Source organism: Lysobacter alkalisoli, assembly GCF_006547045.1.
Lineage (GTDB): Bacteria > Pseudomonadota > Gammaproteobacteria > Xanthomonadales > Xanthomonadaceae > Marilutibacter > Marilutibacter alkalisoli.
Window position 1 is genome coordinate 2,923,087 of the sequence record NZ_CP041242.1, and the last position, 20,396, is coordinate 2,943,482.

Genomic DNA, 20,396 nt, shown 5'->3' on the forward strand with positions numbered 1-20,396 from the left:
CGCCATGAACACTCATGACGAACACGCTCACCTGCGCGCCGCCGCCAAACGCGGCTGCCGCATCCAGATATGGCGCTTGCTGCCGGGCGCGACATCGTCAGCCGACGGGCAGTGGGACAACGCGGATAGCGTCCCGCAGTTCACCTGCCCGGCGCACCTGTACCGGGTGCATCCGCAAGACAGGGCTTCGCCAATCCCCAGCGGTTACGCATACCGGTATCCAGATGGTTCGATCCGTCACACCAACGCCCGGGAGATCAACGGCATGCGCCCGGTTTCAGCGATCCCCTATTTCTACGGTGACGAGGTGCCCTCATGAGCCGATCCGGCTACTCCGACGACTGCGACGACAACCTGGACTTCGGCCGCTGGCGCGGCCGCGTCGCCCAAGCCACCCGCGGCAAGCGCGGGCAACAACTGTTGCGCGACCTGGCAGCCGCCATGGACGCCATGCCGGAAAAGAAGCTGATCGCCCACAACCTCACCGATGCGAACGGCTGCCATTGCGCCCTCGGCGCGGTAGCAGCGCGGCGCGGCATTGACACCGCCGCCATCGAGTTTCCCGTCGACCCGTGGGACGTCGAAATCGAGGACACGGAGCGGGTGGCGGAAGCGCTGGACATCGCCTATCCCCTCGCGTGCGAAGTGATGTTCATCAACGACGAGTCCTACGCCAAATCCGATGAAGAACGCTGGCAGTTCGTCCGCAAGTGGGTCGCCAGCCAGATCATCGAGCCCACGCCGGGCGAGGACCCCAGCGATGCCTGACGGCTCCCGCCAGATCGAGTTCAACCTGCCGCGCACGCAGCCGGTGTCGCAACTGCGCCCTGGCGAAATCATCGTCGACCTGTTCGCCGGCGGCGGCGGCGCCAGCGAGGCGCTGCGCCAGGCCCTCGGCCGCGACCCGGACATCGCCATCAACCACGACGAGTGGGCGATCGGCATGCACGCGGCAAACCACCCTATGACCCGGCACTACCAGGAGGACATCTGGCACGCCGACCCGGTCGCCGAGGTCGCCGGTCGCCCGGTTGGCTGGCTGCACGCCTCACCGGACTGCACGCACTTCAGCCAGGCGAAGGGCGGCCAGCCTCGCAGCCGGTCGACGCGCTCGCTGTCATGGGTGGTGGTCAAGTGGGCGGGCAAACTGTCCAAGGACGGTCGCGCCCCGCGCGTCATCAGCCTGGAGAACGTCGAGCAGATCCTGAAATGGGGGCCGCTGGTCGCCAAGCGCGACAAGACCACCGGCCGCGTGCTGCGCCTCGACGGCACCGTGGCTGCTCCCGGCGAACGCGTGCCCGTCGACCAGCAGTACCTGATCCCAGATCCGCGCCACGCCGGCCGCACCTGGCGACACTTCGTCGCAGCCCTGCAGGGCCTGGGCTACACAGTGGAGTGGCGCAGGCTGCGCGCCTGCGACTACGGCGCCGGCACAAGCCGCACTCGGCTGTTCCTGGCCGCGCGCCGCGACGGTGAACCGATCCGCTGGCCAGAGCCGTCGCACGGCCCCGACCATACGCACCCCTACGTCACCGCCGCCGATTGCATCGACTGGTCCATCCCGTGCCCGTCGATCTTCACCCGCAAGAAGCCCCTGGCCGAAGCCACCTGCAGGCGCATCGCCAAGGGCATCCAGCGGTTCGTGCTGGATGCCGAAACGCCTTTCATCTGCAACCTCACCCACGGCGTGAGGCTGGAAAGCGCCGATGAGCCGATGAGGACGATCACCGGCGCAAACCGCGGCGAGAAAGCGCTGGTAATGCCGACGCTGGTACAGACCGGGTACGGCGAGCGCGCTGGTCAGCAACCTCGCGCCATGGACATCGAGGCACCGCTCGGCACCATCGTCGGCGGTGGATGCAAACACGCGGTGGCCGCCGCCCACCTGGTCAAGTTCCGCGGAGATAGCCACGGCACGCCCGCGACGGACCCAGTGCCGACCATCACCTCGGGTGCAGGCGCAGCCCGCCCCGCCGGGGCCGCGCATGCGCTGGGAATCTGTACCGCGTTCCTAGAACAAGCGGCCGGTGGCCCGAACAGCAACCCGTCGCGAAACCGCGGCGCCGATGAGCCGGTGTCCACAATCTCCACGTCCGGCAGCCAGCAGCGGTTGGTGACGGCTGACCTACAGCAGCTGAACCCCGAGCATGAAGCTGGCGCCCTGCGCGTTGCTGCATTCCTCATGCGCTACCACAGCACCGGCGGCCAGTGGGCCGACCTCGACAAGCCGCTGACTTCGGTCACCACCCGCGACCGCCTTGCGCTGGTGACTGTGTGGCTGCGCGGCACGCCCTACGTGATCGTCGACATCGGCCTGCGCATGCTCACCCCGCCCGAACTGTACCGTGCGCAGGGCTTCCCAGCCGACTACATCATCGATCGCACCGCCGACGGCCGCCCGATCACGAAGACCGCGCAGGTCCGCATGGTCGGCAACAGCGTAAGCCCGCCTCCCCTGTGCGCGATCGCACGCGCCAATCTCGACCCGGCCACGGTGCCGCTGGCGGTGGCTGCATGAGCCGCCGCACCCGCAAGCACCCCGAGAAGGGCGTCATCCGCGACCAGGTGTGCGACCTCAACGACAGCGAGCTCAGCTCCCTGATCCGTGACCTGCGCTTCTCCACCCGGCTCGACCAGGCCGCGCTGGCCGAAGCCGAGCGCGAACAACGGCGCCGCAAGCGCCGGAAGGCAGCCTCGACACCGGCATGATCGGCCCCGTCCTCCAATTCCAGGACCTGCAGGAGTTGTGCAAGCCCGGCGAGCACCCGCGCCTGGCCACCGTGGAGGCGTGGGCGCGCAAGATTGGCTTGCGGTATACCTATGACGGCCGCGGCGGCATCGTGACCACCGTGGATGCCCTGAACGCCGCCATCGGCCTGCCGGCGGCCAACGACGGCGACGCCTACCCGCCCGACCTGGTGTAACCGCCATGGCTCCCAAACCACGCAAGCAACAACCCAACATGCCGCGCCATATAGGCGTGGCCAAGCTCCCCAAGGGTGTCTATTGGGATGCATCCGGCCGCGGCCGCTGGTACATGTTCGACACCGTGGATGGCCGCAAGCGCCGCCGCACCGTCGCCGGGCCTACCGCCACCCTCGCGGATCTACACGCGATCGCCGAGCAGTCCGTCAACCAGGGCACGGTCGAGTGGCTGTGCGAGCAGTTCGAAGCCACCGCCAAGTTCAGGGCGCGCCCCAAGTCCACCCGCAACGACTACATCTACAGCCGCAAGCTGCTGTGCAACTACCGCACCAACGCCGGCAGCACCATCGGCAAGTCGCTGGCCAACAAGCTGCGCAACACCCACCTGCAGCGGATGATCGACAAGCTCGAGGGCGAGGGCACCCCAACCAAGGCCAACAAGCTGCTGCGCTACTCCCGCATGCTGTTCCGCTGGGCACTCAACCGCGGCCTGGTCACCCACAACCCGGCCGTCGGGCTGGAGGCCGCCACCGAGCGCCCCAGGCAACGCTACCCGAGCACCGAGACATACACCGCCCTGCTGCGCTTCGTGCAGTCCGGCGCCGCGTTGCGCGGACGTGCTGCAGGTTCCCTCCCGCCCTACCTTCCGTGGGCCATGGAAATCGGCTACCTGTGCCGGCTGCGTGGCATCGAGACCATCACCCTCACCGAGGCCCACGCCACCGACGACGGCCTGCGCACCAACCGCAGAAAGGGCAGCCGCGACAACATCGTCCAGTGGACCCCGCGCCTGCGCGCCGCCTGGGACGCCGCCGTCGCCCACCGCCGCGCCGTGTTCGACCGCCGCAAACGCCCCGAGCTGCTGCGCCCGCAGGATCGCACCGTCTTCGTCGGCGAGAACGGCGAGCCGCTGGCCAAGTCCAGCCTCGACAGCGCCTGGCAGCGCATGATCCAGAAGGCCATGAAGGCCGGCGTGATCACCGAGGAAACCCGGTTCAGCCTGCACGACCTCAAGCGCAAGGGCGGCACTGACACCGTCGGCACCCGCGCAGAGAAACAGGACGCCCTGGGCGTCAGCGAAGCGATGATGAAGGTCTACGACAAGTCGGTGCCGACGACGAAGCCGTCGGCTTGACACAAGGGAAACCACCGGATACTGAAATGACCAGAGACGATATTCACAAGCGACTGATCGGTCGCACGATCACTGCCGTCAACTTCAACTGGCGCCAGCAGCAACTGTTCACCGCCCAGGAGGCATGATCACCATGCAGTTCAAGGTAGGCTCCAAAATCAGGTGGATGAACCGGCGGCACCACGTGATCGGCTTCGCCCAGGATGGTGACCACGATCTGCTCGTAACGAAGTACTGGGCAGGTTCTCGCCTCCAGCGCTGGGAATACGCGGTGGTCCCTGTCTGGCTATACCGGGAGATGATGACGCGCACGCCGCCGCAGGAGATCAAGCCATGAGCCAGTGGGGAGAAGCCCGCACCATTGACGGCATTACGATGGTGCCCCGCATCAGGACCGACACGTGGGAACCAGCCTCGCCGGCGCACGTGATCGAGTCCATCCACCTCGTGGACCGCGACCCTCTGGAGTGCAGCCTGCACATACAGGCTATCCTGGTCGACGTCGAGCGGCGGTACGTCGATCGCATGTACATCGAGTGGCTGAACATCCCCCTGCAGCTGGAGCCCGCACGATGACCAGGGATGACCACCTGTACTGGACTGCCGACCTCGAAGGAACGGAGGTCGAGCGGCTGGCCCTCAATCTCGCCGGTATTGAGCCCGCTCTGGACACGATTCTTGAAGCGGTGGGGACGCTGGTAGACCAAGAGGTTGGCAAGGCTCTACATCACTACCTGACGCACGCGCTCGCGTCTGAGCATGCCCCAGGGCAGATCCGATGGACGCTGGACCCCTCGATCGACTGGACCGAGGAGCAGTTCCCGCCACGCACGGTGATCGACCTTACCGAGATCGCCAAGCAGGTGGCGGCCACCGGCAACCCTGACTACCAGGAGCGTTGGTGTAAGGCGCTTGAAGCCGCTGCCAAGGTCTGTCGCGGGTGATGTTGCTGGCATGCGCGGCGCTGGAGCGGGCGGCCGATCCAGTCGAGTGAAGCCGTGGAACATCCCACGGAATTACGGAGGCAATTACGGAGGCGCCGTTTTTTAGGGTTCCGACAGCGCCTAAGTTGTTGATGTGATTGGTGGGTCGTGTTGGATTCGAACCAACGACCAGCGGATTAAAAGTCCGATGCTCTACCGACTGAGCTAACGACCCATGGACTGCCTGCAGCACGCTGCGGGAACTTTCCGGTTGCCGTCACGGGGACGACCAGGCCCGGCCTTGCGCCGGGGGCGTGCATTCTAGCGCATCCCCAGCCCGGGATGCAGGTCGGGAACAGGCAATTTCCGCCAGGCCGTTCAGCGATAGCGGGTGGTGTCGACCGCGCCGGCGGCGGCGAAACCTTCCGCGCGCAGGCGACAGGCGTCGCAGTGGCCACAGGCCAGCCCTTCGGCATCGGCCTGGTAGCAGGACACGGTCTGCGAGAAGTCCACGCCCAGGCGCAGGCCCTCGCGGACGATGTCGGCCTTGCTCATGTGCTGCAGCGGCGCGTGCACGCGGATGCCGGCGCCTTCGACGCCGGCCCGGGTCGCCAGGTTGGCCAGCGCCTGGAAGGCGGCCACGAATTCGGGCCTGCAATCGGGATAGCCCGAGTAGTCGACCGCATTGACACCACAAAAGATGTCGGCCGAGCCAAGCACCTCGGCCCAGCCGAGCGCCAGCGACAACATGATGGTGTTGCGCGCCGGCACGTAGGTGACCGGAATCAGGTCCTTGTAGGCCGGATCGTTGAGCGCCGCCTCGCCGACGGGGTGGCCGTCGGCATCGGTCGGCACGTCGATGTCGTCGGTCAGGGCCGAACCGCCGATGCTGCGCAGGTCGACATCGACGGTCTTGTGCGCGGCTGCGCCAAGGCTGCGCGCGACCCGTCCGGCGGCATCCAGCTCGGAGGTGTGGCGCTGGCCATAGCGCACGCTCAGCGCATGCACGGCATAGCCCTGTTCGCGGGCGAGCGCGATGACGACGGCGGAGTCCATGCCTCCGGAAACGAGGACGACGGCTTTTTTCATGAATGGTGGATTGGTAATTCGGGATTGCTGATTCGGGAAAAGCGTACCTGCTTTTGCTCGTCATCCCGGCTTTGCCCGGGATAACGGCTTCTATCTGCCCGGCTCGTCATTCCACAGGATCTTGTGCAGTTGCAGCTGGAAGCGCACCGGCAGGCGGTCGGCGACGATCCAGTCGGCCAGCGCGGACGGGGCGACCTCGGTGAAGCTGGGCGAGAACAATACATCGCAGGTGTCGGCCAGACGGTGTTCGGCGACCACGCCCTTCGCCCACTCGTAATCCTCGCGCGAGCAGATCACGAACTTGACCTGATCGTGCGCGGTCAGCAGCGGCAGGTTGGACCACAGGTTGCGATGCGATTCGGCCGAGCCCGGAGTCTTGATGTCGAGCACCCGCGAGACCCGCGCGTCGACCGCGCCGATGTCGATCGCACCGGAGGTTTCCAGCGAGACCTCGTAGCCCGCATCGCACAGCCGCTCAAGCAGGCCGATGCAGCGCTTCTGCGCCAGCGGTTCGCCGCCCGTCACGCAGACGTGGCGCGCGCCATGACGGGCGACCTCGGCCAGGATGGCGTCGATCGTCCACCACTCGCCGCCGTGGAAGGCGTAGGCGGTGTCGCAGTACTGGCAGCGCAGCGGGCAGCCGGTCAGGCGCACGAACACGGTCGGCCAGCCGATGCTGCGCGACTCGCCCTGCAGCGAAAGGAAGACCTCGGTGATGCGCAGCCGGTCCGGCGACGCGGCGGCCGCATCGGCGGTGATGGCGTTCATGCGGGGATTTTAACGGACAGCGGGCGGAAGACGCCGGCAGTCAACGAAATGGGCTCGACGGGAGGCGCGGTTCAGCGGAACCGGTTGAGCTGGATCGCACTGAGACGATCGGCGGCGGTACGGGCCGCATCGGAGCCGGGGTAACGCTCGCTCACCGTCGACAGGGTCTTCTCGGCCTCGTCGACGCGCTCCATACCGTACTGGGACAGGCCCAGCTTGAGCAGCGCACCGGGAGCCTTGTCGTGGGTCGGGTAGCGGTCCAGCAGGGCCTGGAACTGCGTCATCGCCATCGGGTAGTTCTGGGTGACGTAGTAGCTCTCGCCCAGCCAGTAGAGGGCGTTGGGCGCATAGCTTCCGTCGGGGTGCTGCTGCAGAAAGGCCTGGAACAGACTGGTCGATTCGGCGTACTCGCCAGCCCGGAGGGCACTGAAGGCCGTGTCGTAGGCACCGCGCTCGTCGGCGCTCTGGGCGATCGCTCCCTTGTCGCCATATACCGTGGGCGGGCGGTCCTGGACCGCCGCGCGGGGCGGCGGCGTGACCGGAACGGCGGCGGACTCGTCCGATATCGCGGGATCGACAGTGTCCCCGCCTTCGAGACGGTTCAGGCGGCCATCGAGATCCAGGTACTGCGCACGACCGCTGTCCTGTTGCTGCTTGAGCTGATGGCTGAGCTCCTCTACCTGGGAGCGCAGTGCCTGCACCTCGGCCTTGAGCTGGTTGATCTGGTTGAGCAGGTCGACCTGGGCCTGATTGTCGGCGGATCTCTGTTCGAGCACGGCGATACGGTCGGCCAGGCTCATGCGCTGCGCGGCCGCCGGTGCGGCGGCCACGAGGGCCGCCGCGAGTACGGAACATGCGAGCAGTTGGCGCATCGGCATGATCAGCTTCGGCATGGTCTTGCCAACCGGCCTCAGCGGGCGGTGTAGACGATCTCGACGCGACGGTTGCGAGCCCAGCAATCTTCGTTGGACTCGGTGCAGACCGGGCGCTCTTCGCCGTAGCTGACCACGGTCTGCTGGCCGCCGGAGCCGCCGTTGGCCTGGATCGCGGAAGACACCGAGTTGCCGCGGCGCTCACCGAGGCCCTGGTTGTAGGCGCGGCTGCCGCGCTCGTCGGCGTTGCCTTCCAGGGTCATGCGCGAGGTCGGACGGTCACGCAGGTACTTGGCGTGGCAGGCGACGATGGCCTGGAACTCCGGACGCAGGTTGTCCTGGTCGAAGTCGAAGTAGACCACGCGCTGACGCAGGCAGGCGTCGGTATCGAGATCCTCGGGACCGTAGGCACCCGGAGCAGTCGGGGTGGTGGTCGTCTGCGTGCTCGGGGTGGTGTCGGTCGGAATCTCTTCCTTGACCTTCTTCGAGCAGGCCACAACGGCCGTGCACAGGACTGCGGCGAGTGCGATCTTGCCAATGGTGGCCGGGGTGATGCTGTTCATGGTTGTTCCTCGTCGTTGCGTGGGACAGATTGTTGATGTTGGACTGCAGTTGGAACTTTGCGATTGAAACTGAACAGGTCAATCAAAGCTTGGACAAGATATCCGAAGGGCCGCGTGCTGCGAAGTGGATCCTTCCGGGGACTTCGCCCCGGCCGGACCACACTGGCAGGTCAGCGCGGCAACCGGTACGGGCCCCAGGCCGGTTCCCGTACATCGCCATCAGCCAGTACCAGGCGCTGCCGCACCCGCGCGTCGGCGGATACAGCGTACAGCACCCCCCTGCTGCCTTCGCGCGCAGCATAAAGGATCATGCCTCCGTTGGGGGCGAAACTCGGAGACTCGTCCAACGAGCCGGGCGACAGCAGGCTCCAGCGCGGCGAGCCGAGGCTGCTGTCCATCAGCGCGATCCGGTAGTTGTTGCCGGCCCCTTGCGCGGTGACCAGCTTCTTGCCGTCGAACGACACGTCGGCATTGGCGTTGTAGCGGCCTTCGAAGGTCACCCGGCTGGCGCTGCCGCCACTGGCCGGCACCTGGTAGATCTGCGGGCGACCGCCGCGGTCGGAAGTGAAATAAATGGTGCTGCCGTCGGCGCTCCAGGTCGGTTCGGTGTCGATGGCGAAGTGGTTGGTCAGCTGGGTCAGCGCGCGGCTGCCCAGGTCCATCACGTAGATCTCGGGGTTGCCCGACTTGGACAGGGTCAACGCCAGCCGGTTGCCGTCGGGCGAGAACGCCGGTGAGCCGTTGATGCCGCGGAACTGGGCGATCCGCTCGCGGCTGCCGCTGTTGATGTCCTGGATGTAGACCGAGGAATTGCCTCCCTCGTAGCTGACGTAGGCCAAGCGGCTGCCGCCCGGGTGCCAGGACAGCGACAGCAGCGGCTCGGAGGAGCGCACCACGGTCTGTGGGTTGTAGCCATCGGAGTCGGCCACCACCAGTGCGTACTGGGTGTTGCGGCCGGTGCCGGTGGCGGTGACGTAGGCGATGCGGGTGAAGAACGCGCCGCGCACGCCGAGGATCTTCTCGTAGATGGCGTCGGCAATCTGGTGGGCGGCATCGCGCATCGCCGCCGCGCGCGCGGTCATGGCAAAGCCGAGCAGCCGCTCCTGGGTGGCGACGTCGAACAGTTCGTACTCGACCCGGTAACCACCGCCGGCCGCATCGACGACCCGGCCGACCACCAGATAGTCCTGGTTGAGCGCGCGCCAGGTCGGGAACTCGACCTCGCTGCCACGGGTCGGCCGCTCGATGATGCGTGCGTCGGGCAGGCTGCGGAACTGGCCGGAGCGGTTGAGATCGGCGGTGATCACCGCGGAAACGTCGGTTTCCGGTGCGGATGCACTGCCCTGATAGGGCATCGGCACCACCGCGATCGGCAGCGCCGCGGCATGGCCGCCGACGATGTCGAGTTCAAGGCCCTGCTGGGCGGATGCCGCGAACGGCAGCAGCGCGAGCAACAGGGCCAGCAGGGGCAGAACCAGCGGGGAAGCGGGCCGGCGCGGATGTCGATTCATGGGTATTCCCGGAGTGGACGTTGAGTGGTAACAGCTTCGGCGTGAACGCTGGCTCAAGGCTGAACGGGAAGAAAGCTCCCAATCCGTCAGCGGTCGCGAGCCTCGAAATTGAGGATCAGCTCGCGTGCGAACACGCTCTCGAAACCGGCATAGGGCAGCGGCTGGGCCTTGAGCACGGCGGCCTCGATTGAGCGCCGGCCCTGTTCATCGTAGGCACAGGGCGATGACACTTCCGCGCTCATCACCTCGCCGCCGGGCAGCTGGCGGATCACCAGCCGGCAGCGCGCACCGATCGGCACGGTCTCGGGGCGGGTCCATTTGGACAGGATCGCCTGGGTCAACGCGGCCTGATAGCGGGCACGCAGGTCGGTGTCGGTGCCGCCCTGCCCGGCCGGCGCGCTGGCCGCGCCGCTGGAGGCGGTGCGCGCCTGCGCATCGGCGATCTGCTTGAGCCGTTCTTCGGCCTGCCGGGCCTCGCGCTGCGCCGCCTCGCGCTGGCGCCGGATCTCGGCCAGGCGGGCCTCGCGCTCGGCCTCGGCCTGCTGCTCGGCGAGACGGCGCTTGCGCTCGGCTTCCTCCTGCCGCTGGCGTTCGGTCAGGTCGATCTGTTCCTGGCGGCGGCGCTCCTCCTGTCGCTCGCGCTCCTCATCGGCCGGAGTCGGGGTCGGCAGGTCGGTGACCTCGTCCTGCTCGATCACGTCAGGCTCGGGGAGGAAATCCTGCGGCTGCGGTTGCGGCGTGTCCGGCGCATCCTCAGGCACCGGTGTCGGCAACGGCTGCGGCGGCGGCACGGTCTCCTCCACGTCCGGAACTACAACCTCGGGTTCAGGCAGCTCGACCGGATCCGGACGCTCGGCCAGGGTCTGCTGCATGGCCTGCGACAGCTCGTTGGCGTCGACCAGCTCGGCCGAGATCGGTGAGCCCATCGCCAGCACCTGCGGGTTGCTGCGCGTCCACCACAACCCCGAGAGCAGCAGCAGGATCAGCAACAGGTGCAGCCCGACGGCGAGGACGACCGCCAGCGCGGTATCGGCGCGCGTTTCCCGCATCAGCGACCGTCCTGCGGCTGGCTCATCAGGCCGACGCGCTCGACGCCGGCGTTCTGCAACAGGGCCATCGCGTCCATGACCTTCTGGTAGCTGGTGGTACCGTCACCGGCGACGAACACCGGCACCTGCGGGTTCTCGGCCACGATGGCGGCCATCTTGGCCTGCAGCGCGTTCGGCGCCAGCGCCTCGTTGCTGCCGGCCTCGACGGTCAGGAAGTAGTTGCCGTCGACGTCGACGCTGACCACGATCGGGTCCTTCTTCTCCTGCATCGACTTGGCGTTGGACCTGGGCAGCTCGATGTCCACGCCCAGGTTCAACAGCGGCGCGGTGACCATGAAGATGATCAGCAACACCAGCATCACGTCGATGTAGGGAACGACGTTGATTTCGGCCTTGAGTTTGCGCTTGCGCAGTCTGCGCGCGGCGATGCCTGCCATGTGGGGATCCTCGCGTGTTCCGGGTTACGACGGCCTGGGGTTATGACAGCCTGGGTTTCGATGGCCAGCTATTCAACGGCGTGGAGCGGCGACCGGGGTCAGTCCTGGCTCTGCCGCTCGAGGATCGAGGAGAACTCCTCGGCGAAGGCGTCGTAGCGGCCGCTGATGCGTTCGACCTTGGTCGCGTAGCGGTTGTAGGCCCAGACCGCCGGGATCGCGGCGAACAGGCCCATCGCGGTGGCGATCAGCGCCTCGGAGATGCCCGGCGCGACGGTGGCGATGGTCGCCTCCTTCATGTTGGCCAGGCCCTGGAACGAGATCATGATGCCCCAGACGGTGCCGAACAGGCCGATGTACGGGCTGATCGAGCCGACACTGGCAAGGAACTCCAGGTTGTGTTCGAGCCCGTCGAGCTCGCGCGAGGCGGCTACGCGCATGCCGCGCTGGGCGCCTTCGAGCTGGGTCTTGCTGTCGATGCCGCGGCGCTGGCGCTGGCGGCCGTACTCGCGGAAGCCGGCCTCGAAGATCGCCTCCATGCCGGCGATGTCGCGGTGGCGCTCGGTGGTGCCGGTGTAGAGCTTGGTCAGCTCGGCGCCTGACCAGAACTTCTCCTCGAACTGGTCGGCCTCGCGCATGGCGCGGTCGAGCATCTTCTTCTTGCGGAAGATGATGACCCACGACGCGATCGAGGCGAACAGCAGGATCAGCATCACCGCCTGCACCGGCAGGCTGGCGTGCAGGATCAGCTGGAAGATGTCGAGTTCGCCACCGATCGCGGTGGCCGCACCGGCGGCTTGCGAGGCGGCCTGACTGGCGGCGTCGATGGCCTCCGACGGCAGTGGTTCGATGACGGTGGCCAGCAGCGTGCTCGGCATTGGGGTCATGCTTGTGTTCTCCGTGCCCTGGATCCGGGCGTCGATTCAGGATGTTGTCTGTTCGAGTGATTTCAGGTGGTCGTACACGGCCGGCGGCATCGCGCAGGGGCGGAACCGTGCGGCATCGAGCGCCGCGACGCGCACCTGCGCGGTCAGCAGCAACTCCCCGTCGCGGCGGATCTCCTGCGCGAACACCGCACTGGCCTTGCGGCAATCGCGCAGGACGACACCGACCTGCAGCAGGTCGTCCATCCGCGCAGGCTTGAGGAAGTCCAGTTCCATCGACCGCACGACGAACAGAAGGTTCTGCTCATCGCGCATGGTCGCCTGGCCGTGCCCGTGCGCCCGCATCCATTCGGTTCGCGCGCGCTCCAGGAACGCCACGTAGCGGGCGTGGTAGACCACGCCGCCAGCGTCGGTATCTTCCCAGTAAATCCTGACAGGTAGGCTGAACATTGGCTTTAGAACAGATCCGCTTCGCGCGCGCGCGGCTGCAGGCCCAGGTGGCGGTAGGCCTTCGCGGCCGCCATCCGGCCGCGGGCGGTGCGGACCAGGAAGCCCTGCTGGATCAGGTAGGGCTCGATCACATCCTCCAGCGTGCCGCGCTCCTCGCTGAGCGCGGCGGCCAGCGACTCGACCCCGACCGGGCCACCGTCGAAACTCTCGATGATGGTCAGCAGCAGCCGCCGGTCGAGCTCGTCGAAGCCCTGCGCGTCGATCTTGAGCATGACGGTGGCGGCATCGGCGACCTCACGGGTGATCGCGCCGTCGGCCTTGACCTGGGCGTAGTCGCGTACCCGCCGCAGCAGGCGGTTGGCGATGCGCGGGGTGCCACGCGAGCGGTTGGCGATCCCGGCCGCGCCCTCTGGCGCACAGTCGATGCCGAGGATCCGCGCCGAGCGGCGCACGATCTTCGTCAGCTCTTCCGGGGTATAGAACTCCAGCCGCTGGACGATGCCGAAGCGGTCGCGCAACGGCGCGGTCAGCAGGCCGGCGCGGGTGGTGGCTCCGATCAGGGTGAACGGCGGCAGGTCGAGCTTGATCGAGCGCGCGGCCGGGCCTTCGCCGATCATGATGTCGATCTGGAAGTCCTCCATCGCCGGGTACAGCACCTCCTCGACCACTGGCGACAGACGGTGGATCTCGTCGACGAACAGCACGTCGTGCGGCTGCAGGTTGGTCAACAGCGCGGCCAGGTCGCCGGCCTTCTCGATCACCGGGCCGGAGGTGACGCGCAGGTTGACCCCCAGCTCGTTGGCGATGACATGACTGAGGGTGGTCTTGCCCAGGCCCGGCGGGCCGAAGATCAGCACGTGATCGAGCGCCTCGCCGCGCCCCTTGGCGGCATCGATGTAGATCTTCATCTGCTCGCGCACGGGCTGCTGGCCGAGGTATTCGTCCAACCGCTTCGGGCGGATGCTGGCCTCGACGGCGTCGTCTTCGCGAGTGGCGTCGGGGGCGATGATGCGGTCTTCGCTCATCCGCGCATGGTCGCATGGGAGTGGCCCCGCGCGCAGCCCGGATCGACGCTCCCTCGCTGCCGCCTGTGGCAGAATGCGCGCCACGCGGCATACTTGCGATGCCGGCCGGGACACTCAAAGTGCAGCGACAAGGTCTACGCCACCCAGCCCGCCTGATCCCGATCGGCTTCCTCTGCGTCATCCTGGCCGGCACCGGCCTGCTGATGTTGCCGGCGGCCACGACCGGGGACGGATCGGCGCCGCTGCTGACCGCGCTGTTCACCTCGACCTCGGCGGTGTGCGTGACCGGACTGGTGGTGGTGGACACGCCCACCTATTGGTCGACCTTCGGCCTGGTGATCATCATGGGCCTGTTCCAGATCGGCGGCTTCGGCATCATGGCCGGCGCGACGCTGATGGGGTTGCTGGTTGCCGGGCGGCTGAACCTCGGCACCCGCCTGGCCGCACAACACGACACCCGGCTCGGGCTGGGCAGCGTCGGTGGCGTGGTCCGGATCGTGCTCACCGCGACAGTGCTGGTCGAGTTCTTGACCTTCATCGTGCTGACCCTGCGCCTGCACTTCGGCTACGGATTCGACTGGGGCGAGGCGCTCTGGCACGGCGGCTTCCAGGCCGTTTCGGCGTTCAACAACGCCGGTTTCTCGACCTGGTCGGACAGCCTGATGGGCTTCGCCAGCGACCCGTGGATGATTGGTTCGATCAGTTTCGCGGTGGTGCTGGGCGGGCTCGGCTTCCCGGTGCTGTACGAGCTGCGGCACAAGGGGTTCAGCTACCGGCGCTGGTCGGTGCACGCCAAGATCACCCTGCTCGGCAGCGCCGTGCTGGTAGCCGGGGGCGCTGTCCTGATCGCACTGTTCGAATGGAACAACCCGGCCACCCTGGGCGACAAGAACCTGGTCGGCAAGCTGCTGAGCGTGTTCTTCGAGGCGGTGACCGCGCGTACCGCCGGTTTCAATTCGATCGACACCGGCGGCATGACGTTGGAAAGCCAGTCCGCGAACTGGGCGATGATGTTCATCGGCGGCGGCAGCGCCGGCACCGCCGGCGGGATCAAGATCACCACCTTCTTCCTGCTCGGCTTCGCGGTGTGGTCGCAAATCCGCGGCGAGAGCGACACCATCGCCTTCAACCGGCGCATTCCCAACGAGACCATCCGTCTCGCCCTGACCGTGGTGCTGCTGGCGCTGACCCTGCTTGCGTTCGGCACCCTGGCACTGATGAGCGTGACCGATTTTCCGTTGAACGACGTGATTTTCGAGGCGGTATCCGCCACCGCCACCGTCGGCCTGTCCACCGGCATCACCGGCGACCTGCCACCGGCCGGGCAGGTGATCATCATCCTTTTGATGTTCATCGGCCGGGTCGGCTCGGTGACTGTCGCCACCGCCCTGGCGCTGCGCGCGCGCAGCCGCCTGTACCGCTACCCAGAGGAGCGCCCAATCGTTGGCTAGCAAACCTGTAACCCATAGCGACAGCGTCGTGGTGATCGGCCTGGGCCGCTTCGGCGGTGCGGTGGCCGAATCGCTGATGCGCCTCGGCCACGAAGTGCTGGCCATCGACACAAACGCCGAGCTCGTGCAGAAATGGGCCGACCGCCTGACCCACGTGGTGCAGGCCGACGCCACCGACAGCGACGCAATGCGCCAGCTCGGGCTGAACCACATCGAACATGCGGTGGTCAGCATCGGCAGCGACATCGAAGCCAGCGTGCTGACCGTACTGGCGCTGGAGGAACTGGGCGTCCCCGACATCTGGGCCAAGGCCACCGGTACCCGCCACGGCCTGATCCTGGAACGCACCGGCGCCCACCACGTGGTGCACCCGGAAGCGGCGATGGGCGAGCGCGTGGCCCACCTGGTCACCGGCAAGATGATGGACTTCCTCGAATTCGAGGACGGCTTCGCGATCGCCAAGACCAAGGCGCCGGAAGAAGCACTGGAAAAAACCCTGAGCGAGTCCAACCTCCGCCAGAAGCACGGCATTACCGTGGTCGGCATCAAGCGCCGCCATGCCGACTTCATCTATGCCCAGGCCGACAGCTATATCGAGCCCGGCGACATCCTGGTCATCTCCGGCCCGACCGATCTGGTGGAGAAGTTCGCGGCGTTGACGTGACAGGACAGTGGAGAGTGGAGAGGAGTGAGAAACGAGTAAGCACCAAATGCTTTCACTCTTTTCTCACTCCTCTCCACTCTCAACTCGCTCTCAGATCTCGACCTGGGTGCCCAGCTCCACCAACCGGTTGCCCGGAATATGGAAATACCCCGCCACCGGCGCCGCGTTGCGATGCATGGCGGCGAAAAGCTTGTCGCGCCAGATCGGCATGCCATCACGGCGGGCGCAGGCGACGACGCTCTCGCGGCTGAGAAAATAGGTGGTGTCCATCGGATCCAGGACCAGATCGCAGACGTCGCAGGTCTGCATCAGCGCCTGCGGCACGTCGGGCGTCTCCATATAGCCGAAGCGCAACAGCACCTTGTAGAAGCCCTCGCCCATCTGCTCGACGATGATCCGCTTGTGCGAATACGGCACGTTGAGCGTGGCCACGGTCAGGAACACGTTCTGCTCGTGCAGCACCTTGTTGTGCTTGAGATTGTGCAGGAAGGCGTGCGGCACCACGCTCTTGTCCGCGGTCAGGAACACCGCCGTGCCCGGCACCCGCACCGGCGGGGCCAGCATCAGGCTGGGCAGGAAGGTCTTGAGATCGATGCCTTCCTTCTGGATTTCCGCGCGCAGCAGCTTGCGGCCGCGGCGCCAGGTCCGCAGCATGGTGAACAGCACGATGCCCAGCGCCACCGGGAACCAGCCGCCCTGCGGGATCTTGACGAAGTTGGCCACGAAGAAGGCCAGGTCGATCAACAGCAGCACGATGCACAGCGGCAGCACCCACACCCGCCAGCGCGGCCACAGCGCGCGGGCGACGATGGCGAGCAGCACGGTGTCGATCAGCATCGTCATCGACATCGACACGCCATACGCGCTGGCCAGTGCCGAGGAGCTGCCGAAGCCGATCACCAGCCCGATCACGATCACCATCATCGACCAGTTGATCGCCGGGATGTAGATCTGGCTGATGTTCTGGCTGGAGGTGTAGTGCACCGACATGCGCGGGATGTAGCCCAGCTGCATGGCCTGCTGGGCGACCGAAAAGCCGCCGGTGATCACCGCCTGCGAGGCCATCACCGTGGCCGCGGTGGACAGCACGATCAGCGGGATCAGCCCCCAGTCCGGCACGCCCATGTAGAACGGGTTGCGCGCCGCGGCAGGATTCTCCAATACCAGCGCGCCCTGCCCGAGATAGTTGAGCATCAACGCCGGCAGCACGAAGAAGTACCAGGCCCGGCGGATCGGACGGGCACCGAAACGGCCGAGATCGGTGTAGATGGCCTCGCCACCAGTGACGGCCAGGATCACCGCGCCAAGGATGAAAATGCCGCCCCAGGTATGCTCGGCGAAGAACCGCGCCGCCCACAACGGGTTGACCGCCTTCAGCACCTCCGGCTCGTGGAGGATGTCGGCCACGCCGAGCACCGCGAGGACCAGGAACCACAGCCCGGCGACCGGCCCGAACAGCAGCCGCGCGAAGCGGGTGGTGTCGTAACGCTGGATCGCGAACAGCGCGACCAGCACCACCAGGGTCACCGGGATCACCGCCGCATGCAGCCTCGGCGACACCACCTCCAGGCCTTCCACCGCCGCCAGCACCGAGATCGCCGGGGTGATCACGCCGTCGCCGAAGAACAGGGCCGCACCGAAGATGCCGACCACGCCGATCACGTAGGCGGAGCGAGAGCCCTTGGCCACGTGGCGTTGCGCCAGGGTCATCAGCGCCATGATGCCGCCCTCGCCCTCGTTGTCGGCGCGCAGGATCACGGTCACGTACTTGAGCGCGACCACCAGCATCAGCGACCAGAACACCAGCGACAGCAGACCGAGCACGGTGTCGTGATTGGGCTGCAGGCCGTACTGCGGCGAGAACGCCTCCTTGATCGTGTACAGCGGACTGGTGCCGATGTCGCCGAAGACGACGGCCATGGCACCGATCATCAGGCCACGCAGGCTGATCTCCTGATCGCTTTTCCGCTGCATTGAGGGAGTCGAGGAGCTGGTCATGGTATTGCCTTGGACTGGCGGGTCAGGTGCCGGTTGCGCGCTGGGCAGCGTCAACGAAGCGCGGACTTCAGCGCCTTGCGGATGATGGTGGCGGCGTCGTCGCCGGCTTCGACGGCCGCCCTGGCCATACGCGCGGCCTCGGCCGGCTTGTAGCCGAGCTGCTGGAGGGCGACGGTCGCCTCGCTCTGGGGATCGGCGGGCGCGCCGGCGGCGAATGCCGTCCCGGTACCTGCCAGATCGGCGGCGCGGTCGCGCAGCTCCACGACCATGCGCTCGGCGGTCTTCTTGCCAATGCCGGGGATCCGGGTCAGCGCGGTCACGTCGCTGGCCTGCACCAGCCGCGCGAACTCATCGACGCTCACCCCCGACAGTACCGCCAGCGCGATCTTCGCGCCGATACCGGAGACCTTCTGCACGTCGCGGAACAGGCGCCGCTCGGCCTCGCTGAGGAAACCATACAGCGAGACGCTGTCTTCTTTCTGTGCGTAATGGGTGAACAGCGACACCTCGCGACCGACCTCGGGCAGGTCGTAGAAGGTGCTCATCGGCGCTTCCAGCTCGTAGCCGACGCCGTTGACGTCGATCATCAGCCACGGCGGCTGTTTGTGGATCAATACTCCCTTCAAACGCCCGATCATCGTGAACTGCGCCTCCGCAACTGGTTCACCGCGATGCCGGTCCGGCCCGCGGTCGCGCTCATGTGCGCATGGGTCAGGGCGATCGCCAGCGCGTCGCCGGCGTCGGCCTGCAGCTTCGCGTCGCCCAGGTTCAACAGCAGCCGCACCATGTGCTGGACCTGCTGCTTGTCGGCCGCGCCGCGCCCGACCAGCGATTGCTTGATCACCCGCGGCGCGTACTCGCTGACCGGCAGGCGCCGGCGCACCACCGTGGCCAGCGCCGCGCCACGCGCATGGCCGAGCTTCAGCGCCGATGTCGCCGACTTGTCCATGAATACCGTCTCGATCGCGACCTGTTGCGGCTGCCATTCGTCGAGCGCGGCCTCCAGCCCTTCGCAGAGCAGGCCGAGCCGGGCCGGGAAGTCCTCGGCATCGAGCAGTTTCAGCACCCCGGCATGCACGTAGCGGCAACGGCCGTCGTTACCGACGTCGATCACGCCGAGTCCGGTGCGCTGCGATCCCGGGTCGATGCCGAGGATTCGAATCACCGCGCACACCCCGACGAGCAGGCATGAGCATGATGCGGGAGGAAAGCGCGGGTCACGACGTGGAGCCTACGCGCTTTACGCGTAGGCGTCCTCACCCAGGTCGGCGTTGGAATAGACGTTCTGGACGTCGTCCAGGTCTTCCAGCCAGTTCAGCAGCTTGACCACCTGTTGAGCGGTCTCGCCGCTGACCGCGATGTCGTTGTCGGCACGGTAGGTGACTTCAGCCAGGTCCGGCTTCAGGCCGGCGGCCTCCATCGCCGCCGCCACGCCCGCGAACGTATCCGGCGCGGTCAATACGTCGATCGAGCCGTCGTCGGGATAGGCCACCACGTCATCGGCGCCGGCCTCGATCGCTGCCTCGGTGATTGCGTCCTCGTCCGAACCCGGGGCGTAGCTGAGCACGCCGAGCTTTTTGAACATGAAGGCGACCGAACCGTCGGTGCCCAGGTTGCCGCCGAACTTGCCGAACGCATGGCGCACGTCGGCGACGGTACGGACCTTGTTGTCGGTCAGGCAGTCGACGATCACGGCGACGCCGCCGGGCGCGTAGCCTTCGTAGCGGATCTCCTCGTACTCGACGCCTTCCAGCTCGCCGGTGGCCTTCTTGATCGCCCGCTCGATCACGTCCTTGGACATGTTCGAGGCCAGACCCTTGTCCATCGCCGCGCGCAGGCGCGGATTGTTGCCTGGATCTCCGCCGCCGGCACGGGCGGCGACGCCGATCTCGCGGATGATCTTGGTGAAAATCTTGCCGCGCTTGGCGTCGGATGCGTTCTTGCGCGCTTCGATGGAGGGGCCACGACCCATGTCTTTGTTCCGCCGGGTGATTTGCTGCAGCGCGCAATTATAGGCAAGGCTCAGCTTGCGTGCAGGGCGACCGGCGCGAACCGGCCATGGGCCAGGAAATGGGCGCCCTGGCGGGCCGCCTCGGCCGAGAACAGCAGCCCGGTGTGGCTGGCATGGATCACCACATGATCGCGCAGGCCTGGCGGACGGGTTTCGGCCAGCGCCACGGTGCCGTCGTGTGGCCCGTCCACCCGGCCGAACAGCTGCCCCAGGCCCAGCGGCAGGTCGCCGGCAACCATGCCGACCTCGACCCCGGCCGGCAACTCCGGACAGCCGCGCTGCAACAGGGCCGCACTGCGCCCCACGGTCAACAGCCGCAGCGAGCGCCGCGCGGCATCGCGGGCCACCCCGCTCCCGCACAGCGGCGAGCCGAGGCAGACCACGCGCCCCACCGGCAGGCCCGGATGGCGCTTGAGGGTATCCATGACCAGCAGGCCACCGAGGCTGTGCGCGACCACGTGTACCGGGCCACGCGCCAGCCGTGCGGCCAGCCGTGGCCCGGCCGCCTCGGGTTCGCCGAGCACGCTGGCGTAGTCGAACAGTTCGGTGTCGAAACCGGCCTTGCGGAACCGGTGTGCCAGCCAGCGCATCGAAAGCCCGCGCATCCACAGGCCGTGCAGGAACAGCACGCGGCGACGGGGGCG

26 protein-coding genes and 1 tRNA gene are annotated in these 20,396 nt (G+C 67.1%); 11 read left to right on the top strand and 16 right to left on the bottom strand.

Annotated elements, in window-relative coordinates; genetic code table 11:
• Nucleotides 1-4 precede the first annotated feature (4 nt).
• From FKV23_RS12900 to FKV23_RS12940, 9 genes are all read left to right on the top strand, one after another.
• Entirely contained in the window at nucleotides 5-319 is a 315-nt protein-coding gene (locus tag FKV23_RS12900; RefSeq protein ID WP_141624215.1) for a hypothetical protein, read from the top strand.
• A complete protein-coding gene (locus tag FKV23_RS12905; RefSeq protein ID WP_141624216.1) occupies nucleotides 316-768 on the top strand; it encodes a hypothetical protein in 453 nt (150 codons plus the stop codon). The genes FKV23_RS12900 and FKV23_RS12905 overlap by 4 nt, the downstream gene beginning before the upstream one ends.
• On the top strand, nucleotides 761-2,518 hold the full coding sequence (locus FKV23_RS12910; RefSeq protein WP_141624217.1) for a DNA cytosine methyltransferase: 1,758 nt from the start codon (nucleotides 761-763) through the stop codon (nucleotides 2,516-2,518). Before FKV23_RS12905 ends, FKV23_RS12910 begins: the two co-directional genes overlap by 8 nt.
• Entirely contained in the window at nucleotides 2,515-2,709 is a 195-nt protein-coding gene (locus tag FKV23_RS12915; RefSeq protein WP_141624218.1) for a hypothetical protein, read from the top strand. The genes FKV23_RS12910 and FKV23_RS12915 overlap by 4 nt, the downstream gene beginning before the upstream one ends.
• On the top strand, nucleotides 2,706-2,924 hold the full coding sequence (locus tag FKV23_RS12920) for a hypothetical protein (protein ID WP_141624219.1): 219 nt from the start codon (nucleotides 2,706-2,708) through the stop codon (nucleotides 2,922-2,924). The genes FKV23_RS12915 and FKV23_RS12920 overlap by 4 nt, the downstream gene beginning before the upstream one ends.
• 5 nt (nucleotides 2,925-2,929) lie before the next feature.
• Entirely contained in the window at nucleotides 2,930-4,060 is a 1,131-nt protein-coding gene (locus FKV23_RS12925; protein WP_141624220.1) for a site-specific integrase, read from the top strand.
• 133 nt (nucleotides 4,061-4,193) lie between these two features.
• Nucleotides 4,194-4,397: a hypothetical protein gene (locus FKV23_RS12930; protein ID WP_167285228.1), complete on the top strand. Its 204-nt coding sequence runs from the start codon at nucleotides 4,194-4,196 to the stop codon at nucleotides 4,395-4,397.
• Nucleotides 4,394-4,636 (top strand): hypothetical protein, encoded by a 243-nt coding sequence (locus FKV23_RS12935; protein WP_141624222.1) that lies wholly within the window; start codon nucleotides 4,394-4,396, stop codon nucleotides 4,634-4,636. Before FKV23_RS12930 ends, FKV23_RS12935 begins: the two co-directional genes overlap by 4 nt.
• On the top strand, nucleotides 4,633-5,004 hold the full coding sequence (locus tag FKV23_RS12940; RefSeq protein WP_141624223.1) for a catalase family protein: 372 nt from the start codon (nucleotides 4,633-4,635) through the stop codon (nucleotides 5,002-5,004). Before FKV23_RS12935 ends, FKV23_RS12940 begins: the two co-directional genes overlap by 4 nt.
• A gap of 138 nt (nucleotides 5,005-5,142) precedes the next feature.
• Here FKV23_RS12940 and FKV23_RS12945 read toward each other — a convergent pair.
• The 11 genes from FKV23_RS12945 to ruvB all read right to left on the bottom strand — a co-directional run bounded on the left by FKV23_RS12945 (nucleotide 5,143) and on the right by ruvB (nucleotide 13,628).
• Nucleotides 5,143-5,218 (bottom strand) — tRNA-Lys (locus tag FKV23_RS12945).
• 143 nt (nucleotides 5,219-5,361) lie between these two features.
• Entirely contained in the window at nucleotides 5,362-6,072 is a 711-nt protein-coding gene (gene queC, locus FKV23_RS12950; RefSeq protein ID WP_141624224.1) for a 7-cyano-7-deazaguanine synthase QueC, read from the bottom strand.
• Between the two features lie 90 nt (nucleotides 6,073-6,162).
• On the bottom strand, nucleotides 6,163-6,840 hold the full coding sequence (gene queE / locus FKV23_RS12955) for a 7-carboxy-7-deazaguanine synthase QueE (protein WP_141624225.1): 678 nt from the start codon (nucleotides 6,838-6,840) through the stop codon (nucleotides 6,163-6,165).
• Nucleotides 6,841-6,911: 71 nt separating this feature from the next.
• Nucleotides 6,912-7,712 carry a tol-pal system protein YbgF gene (gene ybgF / locus FKV23_RS12960; protein ID WP_141625193.1) on the bottom strand — a complete coding sequence of 267 codons (801 nt, stop codon included), beginning with the start codon at nucleotides 7,710-7,712 and terminating at the stop codon, nucleotides 6,912-6,914.
• Nucleotides 7,713-7,750: 38 nt separating this feature from the next.
• The gene (gene pal, locus FKV23_RS12965; RefSeq protein WP_141624226.1) at nucleotides 7,751-8,275 is read right to left on the bottom strand and encodes a peptidoglycan-associated lipoprotein Pal; all 525 of its coding nucleotides are present in this window, start codon (nucleotides 8,273-8,275) and stop codon (nucleotides 7,751-7,753) included.
• A 170-nt stretch (nucleotides 8,276-8,445) separates the two neighbouring features.
• Nucleotides 8,446-9,786 (bottom strand): Tol-Pal system beta propeller repeat protein TolB, encoded by a 1,341-nt coding sequence (tolB, locus tag FKV23_RS12970; RefSeq protein ID WP_141624227.1) that lies wholly within the window; start codon nucleotides 9,784-9,786, stop codon nucleotides 8,446-8,448.
• A gap of 86 nt (nucleotides 9,787-9,872) precedes the next feature.
• Complete coding sequence (gene tolA / locus FKV23_RS12975) at nucleotides 9,873-10,835, bottom strand: cell envelope integrity protein TolA (RefSeq protein WP_141624228.1); 963 nt, start codon at nucleotides 10,833-10,835, stop codon at nucleotides 9,873-9,875.
• Nucleotides 10,835-11,272: a protein TolR gene (gene tolR, locus FKV23_RS12980; protein WP_141624229.1), complete on the bottom strand. Its 438-nt coding sequence runs from the start codon at nucleotides 11,270-11,272 to the stop codon at nucleotides 10,835-10,837. The genes tolA and tolR overlap by 1 nt, the downstream gene beginning before the upstream one ends.
• A gap of 98 nt (nucleotides 11,273-11,370) precedes the next feature.
• Nucleotides 11,371-12,147 (bottom strand): protein TolQ, encoded by a 777-nt coding sequence (gene tolQ / locus FKV23_RS12985; RefSeq protein WP_141625194.1) that lies wholly within the window; start codon nucleotides 12,145-12,147, stop codon nucleotides 11,371-11,373.
• Between the two features lie 45 nt (nucleotides 12,148-12,192).
• Nucleotides 12,193-12,603 (bottom strand): tol-pal system-associated acyl-CoA thioesterase, encoded by a 411-nt coding sequence (gene ybgC / locus FKV23_RS12990; protein ID WP_141624230.1) that lies wholly within the window; start codon nucleotides 12,601-12,603, stop codon nucleotides 12,193-12,195.
• Nucleotides 12,604-12,608: 5 nt separating this feature from the next.
• The gene (gene ruvB / locus FKV23_RS12995) at nucleotides 12,609-13,628 is read right to left on the bottom strand and encodes a Holliday junction branch migration DNA helicase RuvB (protein WP_141624231.1); all 1,020 of its coding nucleotides are present in this window, start codon (nucleotides 13,626-13,628) and stop codon (nucleotides 12,609-12,611) included.
• 119 nt (nucleotides 13,629-13,747) lie between these two features.
• Here ruvB and FKV23_RS13000 point away from each other — a divergent pair, with 119 nt between their 5' ends.
• Complete coding sequence (locus FKV23_RS13000) at nucleotides 13,748-15,079, top strand: TrkH family potassium uptake protein (protein WP_208543167.1); 1,332 nt, start codon at nucleotides 13,748-13,750, stop codon at nucleotides 15,077-15,079.
• Nucleotides 15,072-15,743 carry a potassium channel family protein gene (locus FKV23_RS13005; RefSeq protein ID WP_141624232.1) on the top strand — a complete coding sequence of 224 codons (672 nt, stop codon included), beginning with the start codon at nucleotides 15,072-15,074 and terminating at the stop codon, nucleotides 15,741-15,743. Before FKV23_RS13000 ends, FKV23_RS13005 begins: the two co-directional genes overlap by 8 nt.
• A gap of 90 nt (nucleotides 15,744-15,833) precedes the next feature.
• Here FKV23_RS13005 and FKV23_RS13010 read toward each other — a convergent pair whose 3' ends face one another.
• The 5 genes from FKV23_RS13010 to FKV23_RS13030 all read right to left on the bottom strand — a co-directional run bounded on the left by FKV23_RS13010 (nucleotide 15,834) and on the right by FKV23_RS13030 (nucleotide 20,357).
• On the bottom strand, nucleotides 15,834-17,741 hold the full coding sequence (locus FKV23_RS13010; protein WP_141624233.1) for a potassium transporter Kup: 1,908 nt from the start codon (nucleotides 17,739-17,741) through the stop codon (nucleotides 15,834-15,836).
• Nucleotides 17,742-17,791: 50 nt separating this feature from the next.
• Complete coding sequence (gene ruvA / locus FKV23_RS13015) at nucleotides 17,792-18,379, bottom strand: Holliday junction branch migration protein RuvA (RefSeq protein ID WP_141624234.1); 588 nt, start codon at nucleotides 18,377-18,379, stop codon at nucleotides 17,792-17,794.
• Nucleotides 18,376-18,906: a crossover junction endodeoxyribonuclease RuvC gene (gene ruvC, locus FKV23_RS13020; protein WP_141624235.1), complete on the bottom strand. Its 531-nt coding sequence runs from the start codon at nucleotides 18,904-18,906 to the stop codon at nucleotides 18,376-18,378. The genes ruvA and ruvC overlap by 4 nt, the downstream gene beginning before the upstream one ends.
• Nucleotides 18,907-18,981: 75 nt before the next feature.
• A complete protein-coding gene (locus FKV23_RS13025; RefSeq protein WP_141624236.1) occupies nucleotides 18,982-19,713 on the bottom strand; it encodes a YebC/PmpR family DNA-binding transcriptional regulator in 732 nt (243 codons plus the stop codon).
• Between the two features lie 50 nt (nucleotides 19,714-19,763).
• On the bottom strand, nucleotides 19,764-20,357 hold the full coding sequence (locus FKV23_RS13030) for an esterase/lipase family protein (protein WP_141625196.1): 594 nt from the start codon (nucleotides 20,355-20,357) through the stop codon (nucleotides 19,764-19,766).
• Nucleotides 20,358-20,396 lie beyond the last annotated feature (39 nt).

Bases quoted from the DNA above. Each gene is read 5' to 3' on its own strand.
- FKV23_RS12900 (WP_141624215.1), top strand. From the start codon at position 5: ATGAACACTCATGACGAACACGCTCACCTGCGCGCCGCCGCCAAACGC.
- FKV23_RS12905 (WP_141624216.1), top strand. From the start codon at position 316: ATGAGCCGATCCGGCTACTCCGACGACTGCGACGACAACCTGGACTTC.
- FKV23_RS12910 (WP_141624217.1), top strand. From the start codon at position 761: ATGCCTGACGGCTCCCGCCAGATCGAGTTCAACCTGCCGCGCACGCAG.
- FKV23_RS12915 (WP_141624218.1), top strand. From the start codon at position 2,515: ATGAGCCGCCGCACCCGCAAGCACCCCGAGAAGGGCGTCATCCGCGAC.
- FKV23_RS12920 (WP_141624219.1), top strand. From the start codon at position 2,706: ATGATCGGCCCCGTCCTCCAATTCCAGGACCTGCAGGAGTTGTGCAAG.
- FKV23_RS12925 (WP_141624220.1), top strand. From the start codon at position 2,930: ATGGCTCCCAAACCACGCAAGCAACAACCCAACATGCCGCGCCATATA.
- FKV23_RS12930 (WP_167285228.1), top strand. From the start codon at position 4,194: ATGCAGTTCAAGGTAGGCTCCAAAATCAGGTGGATGAACCGGCGGCAC.
- FKV23_RS12935 (WP_141624222.1), top strand. From the start codon at position 4,394: ATGAGCCAGTGGGGAGAAGCCCGCACCATTGACGGCATTACGATGGTG.
- FKV23_RS12940 (WP_141624223.1), top strand. From the start codon at position 4,633: ATGACCAGGGATGACCACCTGTACTGGACTGCCGACCTCGAAGGAACG.
- queC (WP_141624224.1), bottom strand. From the start codon at position 6,072: ATGAAAAAAGCCGTCGTCCTCGTTTCCGGAGGCATGGACTCCGCCGTC.
- queE (WP_141624225.1), bottom strand. From the start codon at position 6,840: ATGAACGCCATCACCGCCGATGCGGCCGCCGCGTCGCCGGACCGGCTG.
- ybgF (WP_141625193.1), bottom strand. From the start codon at position 7,712: ATGCGCCAACTGCTCGCATGTTCCGTACTCGCGGCGGCCCTCGTGGCC.
- pal (WP_141624226.1), bottom strand. From the start codon at position 8,275: ATGAACAGCATCACCCCGGCCACCATTGGCAAGATCGCACTCGCCGCA.
- tolB (WP_141624227.1), bottom strand. From the start codon at position 9,786: ATGAATCGACATCCGCGCCGGCCCGCTTCCCCGCTGGTTCTGCCCCTG.
- tolA (WP_141624228.1), bottom strand. From the start codon at position 10,835: ATGCGGGAAACGCGCGCCGATACCGCGCTGGCGGTCGTCCTCGCCGTC.
- tolR (WP_141624229.1), bottom strand. From the start codon at position 11,272: ATGGCAGGCATCGCCGCGCGCAGACTGCGCAAGCGCAAACTCAAGGCC.
- tolQ (WP_141625194.1), bottom strand. From the start codon at position 12,147: ATGCCGAGCACGCTGCTGGCCACCGTCATCGAACCACTGCCGTCGGAG.
- ybgC (WP_141624230.1), bottom strand. From the start codon at position 12,603: ATGTTCAGCCTACCTGTCAGGATTTACTGGGAAGATACCGACGCTGGC.
- ruvB (WP_141624231.1), bottom strand. From the start codon at position 13,628: ATGAGCGAAGACCGCATCATCGCCCCCGACGCCACTCGCGAAGACGAC.
- FKV23_RS13010 (WP_141624233.1), bottom strand. From the start codon at position 17,741: ATGACCAGCTCCTCGACTCCCTCAATGCAGCGGAAAAGCGATCAGGAG.
- ruvA (WP_141624234.1), bottom strand. From the start codon at position 18,379: ATGATCGGGCGTTTGAAGGGAGTATTGATCCACAAACAGCCGCCGTGG.
- FKV23_RS13025 (WP_141624236.1), bottom strand. From the start codon at position 19,713: ATGGGTCGTGGCCCCTCCATCGAAGCGCGCAAGAACGCATCCGACGCC.
- FKV23_RS13030 (WP_141625196.1), bottom strand. From the start codon at position 20,357: ATGCGCGGGCTTTCGATGCGCTGGCTGGCACACCGGTTCCGCAAGGCC.